14 protein-coding genes are annotated in these 16,629 nt (G+C 70.1%); 5 read left to right on the top strand and 9 right to left on the bottom strand.

From position 1 onward, the window contains the following. Positions 1-212: 212 nt before the first annotated feature. The 4 genes from ACWD3C_RS08975 to ACWD3C_RS08960 are packed head-to-tail and all read right to left on the bottom strand — an operon-like array spanning position 213 to position 4,763. Positions 213-1,277 (bottom strand): LacI family DNA-binding transcriptional regulator, encoded by a 1,065-nt coding sequence (locus tag ACWD3C_RS08975; RefSeq protein WP_451141731.1) that lies wholly within the window; start codon positions 1,275-1,277, stop codon positions 213-215. 40 nt (positions 1,278-1,317) lie between these two features. After that, the gene (locus tag ACWD3C_RS08970) at positions 1,318-2,967 is read right to left on the bottom strand and encodes an extracellular solute-binding protein (protein WP_451141652.1); all 1,650 of its coding nucleotides are present in this window, start codon (positions 2,965-2,967) and stop codon (positions 1,318-1,320) included. 57 nt (positions 2,968-3,024) lie between these two features. Next, positions 3,025-3,912 carry a carbohydrate ABC transporter permease gene (locus tag ACWD3C_RS08965; protein WP_451141650.1) on the bottom strand — a complete coding sequence of 296 codons (888 nt, stop codon included), beginning with the start codon at positions 3,910-3,912 and terminating at the stop codon, positions 3,025-3,027. Continuing rightward, entirely contained in the window at positions 3,909-4,763 is an 855-nt protein-coding gene (locus ACWD3C_RS08960; protein ID WP_451141648.1) for an ABC transporter permease, read from the bottom strand. Before ACWD3C_RS08960 ends, ACWD3C_RS08965 begins: the two co-directional genes overlap by 4 nt. A 358-nt stretch (positions 4,764-5,121) precedes the next feature. Between ACWD3C_RS08960 and ACWD3C_RS08955 the strand changes: the two genes are divergently transcribed. After that, on the top strand, positions 5,122-5,313 hold the full coding sequence (locus ACWD3C_RS08955; RefSeq protein ID WP_451141646.1) for a hypothetical protein: 192 nt from the start codon (positions 5,122-5,124) through the stop codon (positions 5,311-5,313). A gap of 138 nt (positions 5,314-5,451) precedes the next feature. Here the strand turns inward: ACWD3C_RS08955 and ACWD3C_RS08950 are convergent, their stop codons facing one another. After that, a complete protein-coding gene (locus ACWD3C_RS08950) occupies positions 5,452-5,886 on the bottom strand; it encodes a protease inhibitor (RefSeq protein WP_451141644.1) in 435 nt (144 codons plus the stop codon). A 348-nt stretch (positions 5,887-6,234) separates the two neighbouring features. On the opposite strand from ACWD3C_RS08950, the gene ACWD3C_RS08945 reads away from it, so the two are divergent. Together ACWD3C_RS08945 and ACWD3C_RS08940 are read left to right on the top strand one after the other, a co-directional pair. Beyond that, positions 6,235-6,825, top strand: coding sequence for a hypothetical protein (locus ACWD3C_RS08945; protein WP_451141642.1), 591 nt, complete (start codon positions 6,235-6,237; stop codon positions 6,823-6,825). A gap of 183 nt (positions 6,826-7,008) precedes the next feature. Continuing rightward, positions 7,009-8,178, top strand: a complete 1,170-nt coding sequence (locus tag ACWD3C_RS08940; RefSeq protein WP_451141640.1) for a lactate 2-monooxygenase — start codon at positions 7,009-7,011, stop codon at positions 8,176-8,178. A gap of 104 nt (positions 8,179-8,282) precedes the next feature. Here ACWD3C_RS08940 and ACWD3C_RS08935 read toward each other — a convergent pair whose 3' ends face one another. The 3 genes from ACWD3C_RS08935 to ACWD3C_RS08925 all read right to left on the bottom strand — a co-directional run bounded on the left by ACWD3C_RS08935 (position 8,283) and on the right by ACWD3C_RS08925 (position 11,471). After that, positions 8,283-10,187 carry a ricin-type beta-trefoil lectin domain protein gene (locus ACWD3C_RS08935; protein ID WP_451141638.1) on the bottom strand — a complete coding sequence of 635 codons (1,905 nt, stop codon included), beginning with the start codon at positions 10,185-10,187 and terminating at the stop codon, positions 8,283-8,285. A 654-nt stretch (positions 10,188-10,841) separates the two neighbouring features. After that, on the bottom strand, positions 10,842-11,222 hold the full coding sequence (locus tag ACWD3C_RS08930; protein WP_451141636.1) for a toxin Doc: 381 nt from the start codon (positions 11,220-11,222) through the stop codon (positions 10,842-10,844). 3 nt (positions 11,223-11,225) lie between these two features. Further along, positions 11,226-11,471 carry a hypothetical protein gene (locus tag ACWD3C_RS08925; RefSeq protein ID WP_451141635.1) on the bottom strand — a complete coding sequence of 82 codons (246 nt, stop codon included), beginning with the start codon at positions 11,469-11,471 and terminating at the stop codon, positions 11,226-11,228. 349 nt (positions 11,472-11,820) lie between these two features. On the opposite strand from ACWD3C_RS08925, the gene sigJ reads away from it, so the two are divergent. Together sigJ and qcrB are read left to right on the top strand one after the other, a co-directional pair. Further along, positions 11,821-12,744 carry an RNA polymerase sigma factor SigJ gene (gene sigJ / locus ACWD3C_RS08920; protein WP_451141633.1) on the top strand — a complete coding sequence of 308 codons (924 nt, stop codon included), beginning with the start codon at positions 11,821-11,823 and terminating at the stop codon, positions 12,742-12,744. Next, on the top strand, positions 12,741-14,282 hold the full coding sequence (gene qcrB / locus ACWD3C_RS08915) for a cytochrome bc1 complex cytochrome b subunit (protein ID WP_451141631.1): 1,542 nt from the start codon (positions 12,741-12,743) through the stop codon (positions 14,280-14,282). Before sigJ ends, qcrB begins: the two co-directional genes overlap by 4 nt. On the opposite strand, the gene ACWD3C_RS08910 is transcribed toward qcrB, so the two are convergent. Next, positions 14,227-16,470 carry a glycoside hydrolase family 9 protein gene (locus tag ACWD3C_RS08910; RefSeq protein WP_451141629.1) on the bottom strand — a complete coding sequence of 748 codons (2,244 nt, stop codon included), beginning with the start codon at positions 16,468-16,470 and terminating at the stop codon, positions 14,227-14,229. The two genes, qcrB and ACWD3C_RS08910, sit on opposite strands and share 56 nt — an antisense overlap. Positions 16,471-16,629: the final 159 nt, after the last annotated feature.

Below are 16,629 nucleotides of genomic sequence, written 5' to 3'. Positions count from 1 at the left end.
CGGAACCTCCGTCAGTTCGGGCGCTCGACGATGACGGGCGGCCCCGGTGCCGTCAGGACCGCGCGGGACAACAGCGACAGATGCGGCGCGTTCACACAGCGGCGGAAACCTCCGTAAGTCGAAGAGCCGGACCATGGCGCGGACGACGACGCTGAGGCACCGCGCCACTGAAATCCCGGCCGCACAGGACGACAACGACACATGCGGCACCGTCACACGGGGGCGGAACCTCCATCGGTCGGTGGCGGCTGGACGCTGTCGCGGACGACGATGTGGGTGCCGAGCAGGTGGTGCGTGCCCGCGGTGTGGTCGGGGTCGCGCAGGGCGATGCGGACGGCGGCGCGGCCCAGTTCCTCGGCGGGGGTGCGGACCGTGGTGAGCGGTGGGTTGAAGTCCTCGGCGAGCGGGATGTCGTTGTAGCCGACGACGGAGATGTCGTGCGGCACGCGCAGCCCGGCCTCGGCGATGGCGCGCAGCGCCCCGGCGGCGACCATGTCGTCCCCGGCGAAGACGGCGGTGAACTCCCGTGTGGCCTTGAGGAGTTCGGCCATGGCCCGGTGGCCCGCCGCCCGGCCGAGGCCGCAGTCGATGACATGGGCGGCCTCGGGCGGCAGCCCGTGCTCCGCGAGCGCGGCACGGTAGCCGGAGACGCGGGCGTCGAGGGCCGTGTTGCCGGGCAGTCCGCCGAGGAAGACGATCCGGCGGTGGCCCGCCGACAGCAGATGCCCGGTGATGGCGCGGGCCCCGGCCTCGTTGTCGAACTCCACGACGAGCGCGGGGATGTCCGGGTCGGGCGCGGGCCGTCCGCACAGCACGAGCCGGGCCCCGGCCGCGTCGAGGGCCTGCGCGTAGTGGGCGACGCGCTCGCGGTAGGCGTCGTCCTCGACGACCCCGCCGACGAGGATCACCAGCCGGGCGCCCTCCTCCCGCATCAGCTGCACGAACTCCAGCTCGCGCCCGGGATCGCCGCCCGTGGTGCCGACCAGGCACAGCCAGCCACGCGCGGCGGCCTCCGCCTCGACGCCCTCGGCGACCTGAGCGTAGAAAGGGCTCGTGACCTGGCGCAGGACGACGGCGACCATCTTGCGGCCGCCGCCGACCAGGGCGCGGGCGTGCGCGTTGGCGACGTAGTCGAGGTCGCGGGCCGCGCGCAGTACGCGGGCCCTCGTCGCGGGCGGGACCTGGTAGTTGCCGCTGAGCACACGCGAGACGGTGGCCACGGACACGCCCGCCCGCTCGGCGACCTCGCGGATCGTGACCCGCCCCTTCGACGCCATGTCGCTTCCCATCCCCCGCGTCTCCTCTTCCGCCAACCGTTCAGGTGTTGGCCGCGTAGTCCTTCGCGAACTCCTCCGCCATTCTGTCGCCGCCCCTGGAGCGCCACTGCTTCGCGGCTGCGTCCAGTTCGGACAGCGGGGCGCGGCCCGCGATGATCCCGGTGACCGTGTCGTCCATGAACGCCTTGAGCGTCGTGCCCTGGGCGGTCTTCGTCGCGGACTGGAGCCCGTACGAGGCGTCCCGGACGGCGACCGGCACCACCTTCTGCTGCCAGGCGTGCAGAGCGCGGACCGCTTCGGGCCGACCCGGCACGAACAGGACCTGCGGGCCCTCGGCGAGGTACTTGAACGGCAGGTTGGTGTTGTTCTCGATCTCGCCGAGCGAGGTGGCCTCGGGCGCGCCGTCCTGGCCACGGGTGAAGTGGGTGCCCTCCACGCCGTAGTGCACGAGTTCCCACTCCTTGCTGCCGAAGGGCGCGGCCAGATAGTCCAGGATGCGCAGCAGCATCTCGATACGCTCCTTCTTCGCCTTCTTCAGCACGGTGTAGCCGAAGGAACGGCGGGCGGCGACGACACCTCCGGGCGTGCCGTCCACGCTGTACGGGAGGGCCGCCGCCGGGGTCAACAGTCCTTCGGAGTCGAGGTACTTGGGCAGGTACGCGCCGAACCCGTCCTGCATGGAGCCGACCGTGCCGTTGAGGAAGAGGGTGCCCAGGTCCGGCTGGGAGATCGAGGTGGCGTCCGGGTGGTAGGAGCCGTTCTTGCGCAACTCGGCCTGGAAGGCGACGGCCGCCTTGAAGCGCTCGTCGGTGAAGTTCGCGTGGAACGTGCCGTCCTTGTCCACGGCCCAGCTCGAAGGGGCGTTGTGGGCGGCGGAGTGCACGGCGTTGCCGAAGAGCGAGCCGACGGCGGCACCGAGCGCGTACTTTCCGCCGCCCGTGCCCTGCTGCGCGACGGCGGCGAAGTCCTGCGAGGTCCAGTCCTCCTTCATCCCCGCGTCGGTGAAGAAGTCCTGGTTGAGCCAGAGGGTGGAGCCGGGCAGCGGGCGCTCCAAGGGGATGCCGTAGATGCGTCCGCCGATGCGGCCCATGTCCTGCCAGGCGTGGGTGGGGATGTTGGCGAGGTTGGGGTAGTCGGCGATCGCGTCGCCGGACAGGAACGGGGTGAGGTCCTCGGCCCTGCGCTGGACGAACTGGGCCTCGCGGGGCAGGACGAAGCCGGAGAACACATTCAGGATGTCGGGTAGTTCACCGGGGTCGCCGGCCATGACCGTGGCCATTTTCTTCTGGTAGTCGGTCTGGGAGACGACCGTGTACTCGATCTTCACGCCGAGGGCCTTCTCCACCGCCGTCCAGAACCGGTTCTCCGAGGCGGACTTGGGCGGCACGCCGAAGGTCACCGACATGACCTTGATGGTGGAGCCCTCGCCGGGTGTGCGTGGGACCGAGGTGACGAGGTCGGAGGGGTAGGAGGTGTATCCGGCCTGGACGCCCTCGTCGGTGGGCGCGAGGTCGGGCTTCGGTCCGGAGACCGGTGTGTGGGTGGGCCAGGGGGCGAGTTCCTTGCCCGCGTTGGAGACGTCACCGCCGCCCGATCCGCTGGAGCAGGCGGTGAGCACGCCGGGCGCGGCGGCGGCCGCTCCGCCGACGGCGATCGAGCGCAGAAGGGTGCGCCGGGACAGGGTGGACATGGGCAACCGACCTTTCTTTGCACGGCTCTTGATGAGATGTCAGCTCTGGTTCGGTCGTCAGCTCTTGATGGCGCCGGTGAGCACGCCCTTCGTGAAGTACTTCTGCAGGAACGGGTAGACGAGCAGGATCGGCACGGTGGCGATCACCAGCACCGCCATCTGCACGGTCTGCGGCGCGTTCACGGTTGCCTCGCCGGTCGTCGTGTCGGTGAGCCCGGACCCGGCGACCACATAGGTGCGCAGCACCTGTTGCAGCGGCCAGTGGTCGCTCTCCAGGTACAGGGAGGCGTAGAACCAGGAGTTCCAGTACGCGACCGCGTAGAAGAGGCCGACGACGGCGAGCGCCGCCTTGGACAGCGGCAGCACGACCGACCACAGCACCCGCCAGTCCCCGGCGCCGTCCAACCGCGCCGCCTCGTACAGTTCCTCCGGGATGCCCTGGAAGAAGCCGCGCAGGACGACCAGGTTGAAGACGTTGACCAGGACGGGCAGGACCAGCGAGGCGTACGAGTCGAGCAGTCCGAGTTCCTTGACCAGCAGGAAGCTCGGGATCATGCCCGGTGGGAAGAGGAAGGTGAACAGAACGAGCAGCAGCACGGGCTTACCGCCGAAGACCCCGGGGCGGGACAGGGCGTAGGCGAGAGTCACCGTGCAGGCGAGGCTGAGCAGGGTGCCGAGCACGGTCACGCCCGTGCTGACGCCGAGGGCGTGGGTGACGATGCCGCCGTCGAGGATGTCCTCGTACGCCTTGAGGGTCGGGTCCTGGGGCCACAGCACCCAGCCGCCGTTGGCGATCACCTCGCGCTGGGAGGCGAGCGAGGTCGACAGGATGATCAGGAACGGTACGCAGACCAGCAGCACTACCGTGGTCAGGGCGAGGGCCTTGGCGGCCTGGGTGACGGGCTTCGGCTTCTCCATCCAGCCGGGCCGGACATGGGCGCTCACTTGTAGACCCCCTGTTCGCCGAGCCGGTGGGCGACCTTGTTGGCGGCGTAGACGAGCAGGGCGCCGATCACGCCCTTGAACAGGCCCGCGGCGGCGGCGAATCCGTAGTCGCCGCCGACGATGCCCTGGTAGTAGACGAAGGTGTCGATGATCTCCGCGGCCTCCGGTCCCACCGCGTCGCGCTGGAGCAGCATCTGCTCGAAGCCGACGGAGAGGATGTCGCCGAGCCGCATGATGAGCAGCAGGATGATCACCGGGCGGATCGCGGGCAGGGTGACGTGCCAGAAGCGCCGCCAGGGTCCGGCGCCGTCGATGGCGGCGGCCTCGTACTGCTGCTCGTCGACCTGGGAGAGCGCGGCGAGGAAGATGATCGTGCCCCAGCCGGCGTCCTTCCAGATGACCTGGGCGACGACGAGCGGTTTGAAGGCGTCGGGGTTGCCGATGATGTCGACGCTGTGCAGTCCCGCGTCGCCGAGGTAGCCGTTCAACACGCCGGTGTCGCCGAGGACCTGCTGGAACAGGGCGACCACGATCACCCATGAGATGAAGTGCGGCAGATACGCCACCGACTGCACGAAGCGGCGGACCGTGCTCCAGGTGAGGGTGTGCAGCAGCAGTGCGAGTGCGAGCGGCACGGGGAAGTAGAAGACGAGCTGGAGGACCGCGATCCAGACGGTGTTGAGGGTCGCGTCCCAGAACGCGCCGTCCTCGAACATCCGTTGAAAGTTGCCGAGGCCGACCCACTGGCTGCCCCAGATGCCGTCGAAGGGCACGTAGTCCTTGAACGCGATGACGTTGCCCGCCAGCGCGCCGTAGTGGAACACGAGGAAGTACGCGAGCCCGGGCAGCATGAGCAGGAACAGAGTCCGGCTCCTGCGGCTCTGAAAACCTTTTTGCTTCGTACGAGCGCGGGGTGGACGGCGGCGGGAAGGGCTCACCGGCGTCCTACCTGTGCGCTCCCGTAGCAACGCTGCCACGGAGCCTCCTCACCTCTGGGTGTCGGGTGAAGGGAAGTTAAAACGTTTCCAGAAGACGGTCAACACTTCGGACAGAAACGGGAGTTGACGACCGCACCACGCGTTCGCGGCGTCCGGCGGCGACGGCCTCGTGGCCTGCGAAGGCGGCCCAAGCCTCAAGTAGGAGTTCAATGAAACGATTGAAGGAGGTGCCACGAGGCGCCGGGACGATCCGGAAGTGGAGGCGCGTTACGTGAAATTCCATCTCGAAGTCGACCTGGGCGGAGCCGACTGGAACGAGGGCACTGTCGTCCAGGAGCTGAGCCGGATCCTGCGCTACTGGGGCGGGAACCTCCACCACTACGAGCTCAAGCCCGGGGACGGGTCGGTCGTATACGACTCCGGCTATCGCGAGGTGGGGCGCTGGAGCATCGAGCAGGACTGAATCCCGGGGGTCGGCCGACAGCCCCACTCTGCGGCCGACCCCCGGTGCGGAGATCGCGTGGTACCCCGCGACAGGACTCGCACTCCCCAGTTGCGAACCCGCATGCGCCATTCACGGGGACCGCGCGACCCCGGTTCCTCAGAACGTGAAGACGGCGATCCCGGAGGAGCTCTTCACGCACTCGTTGGCGAAGGTGCGCTCAAGGGCGACGCGCCGGCCCTGCCAGACGCCGTCGACGGTGACGACGACGGGGTCGTACTCCTTGGTGCACAGCGCCTCGCCTCTGTCCGACAGCGCGTCGAAGTCCCCGTCGGCCGCCCGGAGTTCGGCGCAGGCCGCGGCGGGGTCCGGGTGCGTGCCGGAGGGCCTCGGAGCGCAGCTCAGGGTGACCGCGCGCTTGGGAGTGACGGCGGCCGCGGTCTCGCCGTGGCCCACGGTGAGCACCAGGGCCGAGGGGGCGTAGAGGCTCGACGCGGCGGGTTCGGGGGCGGCGAGGGCGGTGCCCGCGAAGGGGCCGCAGACGGCGGTGGCCGTGAGGGTCAGGGTCGCTGCCCAGCGCGCGGTGTTCGGCATGGTGTGCATCCTTCCGCTGAGGGTTGAGCACCGGACCGCCTCCCGTCGTCGTGCGACGCGGTCGGTCCGGGCGGGTGCCGGATCGGCGAGCGCGAGTCTGCCGAGTCCGGCATCGGATTTCACCCCCACCCCACGCGTTTCGGTAACTTTCAGTATTCAATCAGTGGCGTGAAGTCACAGAATTCGAACATGCAAACCCCACAGCTGAGCGGTTGTTGATCGTCCGGGGTGTTCAACTGGCTGGATTCGCATGGCTCGGCAATCGGCCTGAAACATTCCGGTTCAGCTCCCGGCGGACCTCTGACCGCTCCCCTTGTGTTCATGGAGCGGTTGAGTAATTTTCATTACATGATTACAAAAGAGCAGCATGAGAAGCTGCGCGGCTGGTTCACCGGCCGGCTGCCCGACGACCTGTTCGACGGCCTGGTGGACGTGATCGTCGACCGCGAGGAGATCACCGTCATCGGCCGCATCCCCGAACCCCGGCTCGCGGAGGGTGTCTCGGCCGCCGAGCGGGAGGCGGCCGTGGAGGCCCGTATCCAGGAGTTCCGCGAGCGCACCCGCGAGGACAGGATCGAGGTGGCGCGCGAGGCGGAGCACCGGTTCCGCAAGAAGGTCTCCTGGGGCGTGGAGTGCGCGGGCGAGCGCGCCCGGTTCACCCATGTCGCGGCGCCCGTGATGACCCGGCTGCGGCAGCCCGAACGCCAGGTGCTGGACACGCTCGTCGCCTCTGGTGTCGCCCGCAGCCGCAGCGACGCCCTCGCCTGGTGCGTACGCCTCGTCCAGCGCCACACCGACGACTGGCTCACCGAGCTGCGGGAGTCACTGGAGCATGTGCAGCGTGTACGGGCTCAGGGGCCGGACGCGGACGCGGAGCCGCAGGACACGCCGGGCGACCAGGAATCCGGGCAGGAGGACGCCCGGCCCTACGAACAGTGATCTCCCGTACGGCCGACGTGCCGGTGCCACCGATCAGCGGGCCGGGGGCGCGGCCCGAGGACGCGTCCACCGCGTTGGCCGTCGAGGGCAACTGACCTCCTAGAACGGTGGACGGGCCCGGTCCCGCCCGTCAGGATCGTCGGCGTACAGCGCGGTCTCATCGGTGAGAGGCGGGACGTACGGATGGCGAAGCACTGGGCGGATTTCCAGTACGAGATCTATCTGCACGGGCTGGGGGGCGCCGTACCGCGGCTGCCCGCCGACCTGACCCGGTTGGAGGAGCTGACCGAGCGGCGGCTCGGGGCCGGGCCGGCCGGCTATGTGGCGGGCGGCGCGGGCGACGGCAGTACGGTCCGCGCCAACCGGGCCGCGTTCCAGCGGCACAGGATCGTGCCCCGCGTGCTGCGCGACGTGCGGGAACGCGACCTGTCCGTCGAGGTGTTGGGCCGCGCGCTGCCCGCGCCGCTGGCGCTGGCGCCGGTGGGCGTGTTGTCGATCGTGCACCCGGACGCGGAGCCCGCGGCCGCGCGTGCCGCCGCAGCGCAGGGAGTGCCGTATGTCCTGTCGTCGGCGTCCAGTACGCCGATGGAGCAGGTCGCGGAGGTGATGGGGGACACGGAGCGCTGGTTCCAGCTGTACTGGGCGAAGGACCGTGAGGTGGCGCGGAGCTTCCTGAACCGGGCGAAGGCGTCCGGGTACTCGGTGCTGCTCGTCACCCTCGACACGCCGCTGCTGGGCTGGCGGCCGCATGACCTGGAGCGGGCGTATCTGCCGTTCCTGCACGGCGTCGGCACCGCCAACTACTTCTCCGACCCGGCGTTCCGGGCGGGCCTGGCCAAGCCGGTGCACGAGGACCCGAACGCGGCCGTGCTGCACTTCCTCGGCATGTTCGGCGATCCCGGCAGGACCTGGCCGGACCTGGCGTTCCTGCGGGAGAACTGGGACGGGCCGATCGTTCTGAAGGGCGTCCTGCACCCGGACGACGCCCGGCTCGCCGCGGAGGCCGGCATGGACGGCGTGGTCGTCTCCAACCACGGGGGCCGTCAGGTGGCCGGGTCCGTGGCGGCGGCCGACGCGCTGCCACGGGTGGCCGCGGCGGCGGGCGACCGGCTGACCGTCCTCTTCGACAGCGGGATCCGCACGGGCGACGACGTGTTCAAGGCCCTCGCACTGGGTGCCGATGCGGTACTCGTGGGACGTCCGTACGTGTACGGCCTCGCCCTCGACGGGCAGGCGGGCGTCGAGCACGTGATCCGGTGTCTGCTCGCCGAGTTCGACCTGACCCTCGCCCTGACCGGACATGCCGGCCCCGGCGCCCCCGGCCCGGACGACCTGGAGCACGACAGCGGCTGACGGACACACCCCGGACGAGGGGCTGTTCGCGGGGCGCCCTGGGCGGGGACGCCCCGCACGGCCCACGGGCTCGGCACGTGGGCTCCTTGTCCGGGTCCGGAGTCCTACAGGCCGCTTCCCGGGAAGAGGCCGGGCAGGAGCGCGGTCACCGGCAGCACGGGTATGGAGCCGGGGCCGTCCGTCACGTCGTCGGTCGCGCCGTCGGTTGTGGCGTCGGGTGTGGCGTCGGTTGTGTCTTCGCCCGTGTCGTCGCTCGTCGTGTCGCCGACGGCCATGATCATGCCCTCCGCCTCCGGCGAGGCGGTCGTCTCCGGGTCACGGGACGGTTCCGCGTCCGGCGTGTCGGGCTCTTCGGCGGCGGGCGGCGGCGTCTCGGTGACGGCCGTCGGTACGGGCCTGCCGGTGCCCGCTATCGAGAGGGACTCGGGGGTGGCGGTCGCGGCGTCGGTCATCCAGCGCTGCTCGTCCGAGCCGTCGCGGACCTTCACCACGACGTCCGCTCCGCGGCCATCGGTGACGGGCGCGACGGCGAGCGACTCCTCCCAGCGGGGCAGCAACTCGCCCTGCACGGTGAGGTCGTAGCGCACGTCGTCACCGCGCTCGTGCCGTTCGGCGACGCACGGTCCCAGCACGACCACGCCGGCGTCCACATGCGAGTCGAGGCACAGCTCGGGGTCGGCGACGCTGCGCAGCAGCCCGTCCTCCTCGTACATCCATTGCTGGGTCGGGGCGGAGGAACACGCCGCGAGTTCGGTCGCGGCGCCGTCCTTCGCCCTGCCGCCCTGGATGTCGAGGCACAGATCGGCATCGAGGTTGCGCAGCCGGGTCTGGCCGGGGACCGCGGGGAGCCCCGCGGAGGTGGTCGGCGCCGAGGACTCGTCCGGCGGCTCGGCGCCGGGAGCGGGTGCCGTACTGCGGCCGCCGGACGCGCCGGTCGAGGCGGCGGGGTCGGCGCCGCTGCCGTCGTCGGACCACAGGGCGACGGCGAGAACGGTGGCGAGGAGGGCGCCCGAGGCGATGCCGACTCCGGCAAGGAGGGCCTTCGTGTTCCGCTGCGCGCTCCGCTGCGCGGACGACGGACCGCGGCGCTGGGCGGGGATCTTCGACAGCAGCCGGTGCCGGCCGCCGGTGCCCGGACGCCGGCCGCCCGCGCGTGTCCCCTTCAGGGACGCGGCGCGGTCGGGGCGGGAGTCGAGATAGCGCCGGGCGCCCCAGCCGAGCACGGCCTCGGCGAGCAGACCGCCCAGTCCACCCTCGAAATGGCTGAGCTGCTCGGCGGCGTAACGGCAGTAGCGGCACTCCAGCAGATGCTGTTGGACATCCGGCAGCAAGGCGCCGCCGCGGCGAATCGGGACGTCCAGCAGCCGGTTGTAGAAGCGGCAATCCTTGGTCGGCGCGAGTTCCCGGTGGGCGCGTACACAGCCCTGCCGGAATTGTTCGCGCGCCTGCTCGAGGGAAGCCGACGCGGTGTCGGGATCCATGCCCAGCAGACTGGCGGGAATGGTTATCGGTTCGGCCTCCACCTCGGTGTGCCACAACAGGCACTGGGCGAGCCCCGGGAGAGTCTGGAATGACCGCTCGGCGAGCTTCCGATTTTCGGGAGTCATGGACTTCGCCGCCCGCATACCCCGGCCCCCGGCGGGCTTTCTCAGGTCGTGCAGAACCCCGGATATGCGTTCGTCCGCCGACCACTCCTTCACCATGTCCCTGACGGTCACGAGGAGTCGGGGCCTCAGGGCGGTGCCCGACTCGCCCTGTATCAGCCGCTCCAGCACCCGGTGGAAGGAGGCGGCCGCGACCATCGAAGCGACGCTCGCCGAAGAGGCGAGGCATATGACCGCGTACTCGTACGCGGGTTGCCAGTGCCGGGCCATCAGAACCGCGACGGGGTCGCCGGCCTCGCTCTCCGGCCGGCCTCTCAGCTGAACCGCGAGGTTCTCATCCGATTCCCCGGGGGCCACACCGGGGCGCGGCGCATAAGAAGGGCGAGGAGGGTGGGGGGTGTGCACAGAGCGGTTTCCTTCCGAGGCGCAAGATGGCACACAGAGTTCCGGGTCGACAAAAGGGTCTCCGGGTTGGTGCGGACCTTTTGGCGGAGCGCCGGGAAGGCGGCTCGGGGACTGAGGCCGCGCCATGACCAACGCCACCGGGCCTTTTGAGCCCGTCGACGAACCGAAATGCCTGGCGGCGATTCAGACCTGGCCATAACCCATGCGCCGGAAGTTCACCCTTGCACAAGTTACTCACGGCTAACAAGGCACTTGGGCAACATGACCCCCACTGATGGAAGGTCAGACACGCCGAACGAGGCACCCAGCCGGGTATGGACGACACGCCCGGCGGGCCGAGCGCAACTCGCACGGCGCGCACGTTTTTACGTGGCGCGCACGGATTGGCGAAGTCTTCCCCGAGACCGCTTGGCGCCCCGTGTGAACCGGACGCACGCGCCGGCGGTCTTCGCACGCTCCCGGCGTACGGGGCGCCCGTGTCGAATGGAGGCGGCCACTCATCAGGCCCCGCGCAGGACGGCGGCTCTCCTGTGCGAAACGGGCCGCCGACCCCGATACTCCCGCCCTCGGTCGGCGGCCCCGAGGGCGGGTCGTCCGCCCGACTTCCTTCTGGAACCGGGTCGTTGCCCCCTTGGCCCACATGGCCCACATGGCTCAGATCTGCCAGGAGCGCAGCCGGTCCGCCGCGCCGTAGACGTCCACCTTGCCGGAGATCAGATCACGCGCGAGGTCGACGAGCGCGCCGTACGGAGGGTCGATGCCGACGCCGCTCACGAACATGTAGGCCACGGCGGTCGCGCAGGCGAAGCGGGCGTTGGCGGCCGGCAGGGGCTTGAGGACAGCCAGGGTGTGCAGGAGTGCCGCGGCTCGCCACGCCGGGTCGGAGTCGACGCCGAGGCGGGGCGGGTCGACGCGATGCCGCGCCACGGCGGCGACGAGCGCGGAGAAGTCGTTGACCGTGGGCTGGTCGGGCAGCACCTCTTCGTGGCGCTGCAGCAGCCAGGGCACGTCGATGTGGATGACGGGAGGAGCCATCGGTCAGAGGGCCCGCCCCGCGCTTCTGGCGGCCGGCTCGTCGTCGGGGAACGCGGCGGCGAATTCGTCCGCGTGCGCCGTGAAGAACCGGCGGAAGGCCTCGGCGCCCTCCTTCAGCGCCCGGTGCCGCACTATGTCGGCCGCGGCCGCCTCGCGCACGAGCGCCTTCATCGACGTACCGCGCTCCTTGGCGATCTGCCGCAGATCCTCTAGCTCGCGGTCGCTGAACTCCACATTCAGAGCTGGCATGCTCTCACGGTACCTCTCGGGTACTTACTCGTAAATACGCACAGGTCAATAGCTGTGCGATGCGGTACCGCCAAGGGTCGCCGGGGCGCCGAACGCGATGTCCGGACACCGCCGGTCGCGCGCACCTCACGGAAGCCCGCCGACGCGTGGACCGGACCGACTGGACCGCTCCGGCCGCCGAGTTGGACACCTTGCCGGCCCGCTGCCACGCGGCCGGGCAGGACCGCTCGGCGCAGATCCCGTCGATGACACGTACACCGATGAGACGTACGTCACTTTTCGCCGTACGACGTCACACTCGGCCCTCCTCCACGGCTCGCAGTAGTGAGCGCGCACGAGGAGGAGAGGCATGCCCGGGAACCGGTCCGACACGGCGAACCAGGTGTTCGTCGACCACCGGGAACTGATGTTCGCGGTCGTCTACAACATGCTCGGCAGTGTCGCCGACACCGAGGACGTACTCCAGGACACCTGGCTGTCGTGGACGGGACGGCGGGCCGACGACCCGCTGGACGGGATCGCCAACCCACGCGCGTATCTCGTCCGCATCGCGGTGAACCACGCGTTGGCGAAACGGGCCGCCGTGACCCGCCGCCGCGAGACCTACGTGGGCCCCTGGCTCCCGGAACCGCTCATCGACGAGGCCTGTGACGACTCCGCCGAGCACACCCTGCGCACCGAGTCGGTGTCGCTGGCGATGCTCGTGGTCCTGGAGTCGCTGACCCCGCTGGAGCGGGCGGTGTTCGTCCTCAACGAGGTCTTCGGATACGCCCACACGGAGATCGCGGAGATCATCGACCGCACCCCCGCGGCCGTACGGCAGCTCGCGCACCGTGCCCGCGGGCACGTGCATGCCCGCCGTCCGCTCTACCGGGCCCATCCGCGCGTACGGCGGGAGGCGACCGAGCGGTTCGTGGCGGCGGCGCTCGGCGGGGACATCGCCGCGCTGATGGAGATCCTCGCGCCGGACGTCACGGTGTGGACGGACGGCGGCGGCAAGGCGCGCCCGGCCGGCCTGCGCCCGGTCCAGGGCCGCGACAAGGCGGCCCGCCTGCTGGCCGGTTACGCGAGCCGGCGCGGTGCGGGCCTCGACATCCGCTATCGGAGCGTCAACGGCGACGACTCCGCGGTGGTCTTCGAGGGCGACTCGCCGTACGCCGTGATGGTGATGGACCTGACTCCGGAGGGCGACCGGGTCGCCGGTGTCTACGTCGTCACCAACCCCGACAAGCTCGCGCATCTGCACCAGGACGGAGAAGGGGAGCGGGAATGACGGCGACCGAACAGCGCACCGCGCGGACCGGCAAGGCCTCCTCCGGTGAGCGCGCCGCCGACTGGTTCGACGGCCGCCTCGGCGTGTACAAGCTCGGCCGGCAGTACCTCCGCAAGGTCTTCCCGGACCACTGGTCCTTCCTCCTGGGCGAGATCTGCCTCTACAGCTTCGTCGTGCTGATCCTCACCGGCGTCTACCTCACCCTCTTCTTCCACCCGTCGATGAACGAGGTGACGTACCAGGGCAGTTACGTCCCGCTGAACGGCGTGCGGATGTCGGAGGCGTACGCCTCGACCCTCGACATCAGCTTCGACGTGCGCGGCGGGCTGCTGATCCGGCAGATGCACCACTGGGCGGCGCTGATCTTCGTGGCCGGGATGCTGGTGCACATGATGCGGCACTTCTTCACGGGGTCGTTCCGCAAGCCCCGTGAGGTGAACTGGCTGTTCGGCTGGACGCTGCTGTTCCTCGGCCTGTTCGAGGGGCTGTTCGGCTACTCGCTGCCGGACGACCTGCTGTCGGGGACGGGGCTGCGGTTCCTGGACGGCGCGCTCCTGTCGGTGCCGGTCGTCGGCACGTATCTCTCGTTCTTCCTGTTCGGCGGGGAGTTCCCGGGCGAGGACATCGTGGCGCGCCTCTACTCGCTCCACGTTCTGCTGATCCCGGGTGTCATGGCGGCGCTGGTGGTCCTCCATGTGGTGCTGGTCGTGTACCACAAGCACACCCAGTTCGCGGGGCCCGGGAAGACCGAACGGAACGTCGTGGGCGCGCCGTTCATGCCGGTGTACATGGCGAAGGCGGGCGGCTTCTTCTTCCTCGTCTTCGGCGTGATCGCGCTCATCGCCGCGATCGCGACGATCAACCCCGTGTGGGCGTACGGCCCCTACCGGGCCGACCAGGTGTCGACGGGCGCCCAGCCGGACTGGTACCTGGGCTTCGCGGAGGGCCTGGTGCGGATCATGCCCGGCTGGGAGATCACCCTGTGGGGGCACACGCTCGTCCTCGGGGTGTTCATCCCGATCGTCGTCTTCCCGCTGCTGCTCGTGTTCATCGGTGTCTACCCGTTCATCGAGGCCCGGATCACGGGCGACAGGCGCGAGCACCATCTCCTCGACCGGCCCCGCAACCGGCCGGTCCGCACGGCGATCGGCACGGCCTGGATCAGCGTGTACCTGATCCTGCTCGCGGGCGGCGGCAACGACATCGTGGCCACCCGCTTCCACTTGTCGGTGAACACGATCACCTGGGTGTGCCGGGTCGCGCTTCTCGTCGTCCCCGTCGTCGTGTTCGTCGTGACGCGGCGCATCTGTCTGGGCCTCCGGCTCCGCGACCGGGAGAAGGTCCTGCACGGCCGGGAGACCGGCCTGATCAAGCGGCTGCCGCACGGTGAGTACGTCGAGGTGCACCAGCCGCTCGATCAGGCCACGCTCCACACCCTCACCGCCCACGAGCGGCCGGGGGAACCGGTGGAGCGCGAGGGCCTCAGCCCTGATCCGCCACGAAGGACGCCATCCGGGTCAGGGCCGCGTTCCAGTTGATGGTGTGCTCGTTGGTCGACCAGGACTGGATGTCGTCGATGTAGCAGAACTGGCCGACGCAGCCCTGGAGTCTGCTCTGTGCGAAGGGGTCCTGGATGCTTGAGTTCGGTCCGCCGGCCAGTGTGCCCCTCGGCGGGTTCGGCTGGCTCGGGTCGAGCTGGTGGGCGTACCAGCGGGCGTGCTGGTTCTGGGAGCTGACCTCGCCGTAGCCGGTGACGTACGAGATGTTCAGCGCGTTGCGGCCGAAGAGGTAGTCCATGGTCTGCAGCGCGCCGTCCCGGTACTTCGAGGCGCCCGTGAGGTCGTACGCGGTGGCGAGCACGACGCCGTTGTTGAGGATCTGGTGGCTGGAGCCCCAGTCGTACATGTTGTCGTCCGGGGCGTACGGCATGCCGTACGGGTGCGACTTCAGCGTGGCGAGGTAACGGTCGGCGCCCTTGACGACCGACCGCCGTACCTTGTCCCGGCCCGGCAGCCTGCTCGGCACCAGCGCCAGGTCCAGGCGGCCCGCTGCCGCCGTCCGTGCCCAGTCGAAGCCGATCGGGCCGAAGATGTCGGCCGTGTGGACCGGGGAGTTCAGGACGTGGTCCGCGAACGCTTTCTCCCTCGTGGTGAGATACAGCTCCGCGGCCGCCCAGTAGAACTCGTCGGTCACGTTGTCGTCGGCGTACGTTCCGCCGCCGTTGCCGTCGCTCTCGGAGGCGTACACGTCGGGGTGCGCGAGCGCCGCCGACCACGCCGTGCGGGCGGCCGCGAGTGCCTTCGCCGCGAACTGCCGGTCGTACGGCCGGTACAGACGCGCCGCCTGTGCCGCCGTCGCCGCCAGGTTCAGGGTCGCCGCGGTGGTCGGCGGGTGCAGCTCGCGCTTCTGCGGGTCGTCGCTGGGCAGCAGCGGCAGGCCCGTCCACTGCTCGTCGTGCATCTTGTGGTGCGCCATGCCGGCCAGCGGCTGCCCCTCGGGCACCTGCATCTTCAGCAGGAACTCCAGTTCCCAGCGGGCCTCGTCGAGGATGTCCGGCACCTTGTTGCCGCTCTCCGGGATGGCGAGGGTGCCGTCGCGCAGCCTCTCCTGCTCCCCGGTGCGGGCCAGCTTCGCGCGTTCGTACGTGCTCAGCACCTCCCAGGTGGAGATGCCGCCGTTGACGACGTACTTGCCGTGGTCGCCCGCGTCGTACCAGCCACCGGTGACGTCGAGGGTGTAGTCGCAGACGCCGGGCTGGCAGGGTACGGCGCCGTCGCCCTGGTTGGGTGCGACGTCGACGTGGCCGGCGGGGCGGGCGTAGCCCGGGCGCAGGTCGTCGCGGATCGCGATACCGCTGCGCTGCGTGTAGTAGTACTTCAGGGAGTCGAGGCGCAGTTGCTCATAGGCGGCGGTGCCGATGTCGAAGGGGCGGCTCGCTTCCCCGTCCGTGACGAGCGTGAAGCCCTCGCCCTTCTTGCGGTAGCGGCCGAAGTCGATCGAGTGGACGTTCTGCGCGGAGGAGACGTCGGTCCCGCGCGGGACCGTCCAGCCCTTGGCGACCACGGCACCGTTCGCGTTCTTCAGCCGCCAGGGCAGTCTCGTGGTCGCGTCGGTGACGAGCGTGGCGTTCTTCGGGCCCGCGGGCAGATAGGCGACCTGGTTCACGCGCACACGTGGCCCGGTGTCCGGCTCGTACACCTCGGGCGGTACACCGCCCAGCAGCGACACGTCGTCCATGCAGAAGCGCCAGTCGTCCGCGCTGCCGCCGAGCTGGAAGGCGACCTGGCCCTGGGGGGTGTCGACGGGTGAAGTGAAGGTGTACGCGTAGGAGTTGCCGGAGACGCTCAGTTCCGGCGTCACCTCGAAGTAGGTGTCGTACGGCGCCGCCGACAGGCCGACGAGCGCGCGCACCACGTGTCCCTCGGGCGTTCCGTCGGCGGTGAAGGAGAACCGGTACGACTCCCCCTGCACCAGGGTGATGTCGTTCTGTCCGACGGCGGCGTCCCAGCGGTTGGCGGTGCCGCCCGGTACGTCGGCGCAGAGCTGTCCGTCGGACAGGCCCGCGGTGACGTTGCTGGTCGTCCACCATGGCTCGGTGGTGGTGTCGAAGGTGCCGTTCTCCAACTGCTCGACCTCGTCGGCGCCTGCCGGTGCGGCCGGGAGTGCGGTGAGTCCCGCCGCCAGCAGGGCGGACAGGGACAACAGGGTGGTTCTGCGTCGTTTCACGTCCGGACTCCTCGGGGGAGGTGCGGGTGACGCTCGCCGTGGGAGCGCTCCCAGATGCGGTTGCGAGCCATGCTTGTGCGAGGCATGACACTCCGTCAACGGTCCGGACGGGACTGATTCCCGTCCGGACCGTACGCACCCCTCAGCTCGCCGGCGCCT

Source organism: Streptomyces sp. NPDC002845 (assembly GCF_053591955.1).
The sequence above is the reverse complement of the archived record's forward strand: the minus strand, read 5'-3'. Positions and strand labels throughout refer to the sequence as shown.

Coding starts and splice junctions, on each gene's coding strand:
- ACWD3C_RS08975 (WP_451141731.1), bottom strand. CDS start 1,277: ATGGCGTCGAAGGGGCGGGTCACGATCCGCGAGGTCGCCGAGCGGGCG.
- ACWD3C_RS08970 (WP_451141652.1), bottom strand. CDS start 2,967: ATGTCCACCCTGTCCCGGCGCACCCTTCTGCGCTCGATCGCCGTCGGC.
- ACWD3C_RS08960 (WP_451141648.1), bottom strand. CDS start 4,763: ATGCTGCCCGGGCTCGCGTACTTCCTCGTGTTCCACTACGGCGCGCTG.
- ACWD3C_RS08950 (WP_451141644.1), bottom strand. CDS start 5,886: ATGCCGAACACCGCGCGCTGGGCAGCGACCCTGACCCTCACGGCCACC.
- ACWD3C_RS08945 (WP_451141642.1), top strand. CDS start 6,235: ATGATTACAAAAGAGCAGCATGAGAAGCTGCGCGGCTGGTTCACCGGC.
- ACWD3C_RS08940 (WP_451141640.1), top strand. CDS start 7,009: ATGGCGAAGCACTGGGCGGATTTCCAGTACGAGATCTATCTGCACGGG.
- ACWD3C_RS08930 (WP_451141636.1), bottom strand. CDS start 11,222: ATGGCTCCTCCCGTCATCCACATCGACGTGCCCTGGCTGCTGCAGCGC.
- ACWD3C_RS08925 (WP_451141635.1), bottom strand. CDS start 11,471: ATGCCAGCTCTGAATGTGGAGTTCAGCGACCGCGAGCTAGAGGATCTG.
- sigJ (WP_451141633.1), top strand. CDS start 11,821: ATGCCCGGGAACCGGTCCGACACGGCGAACCAGGTGTTCGTCGACCAC.
- qcrB (WP_451141631.1), top strand. CDS start 12,741: ATGACGGCGACCGAACAGCGCACCGCGCGGACCGGCAAGGCCTCCTCC.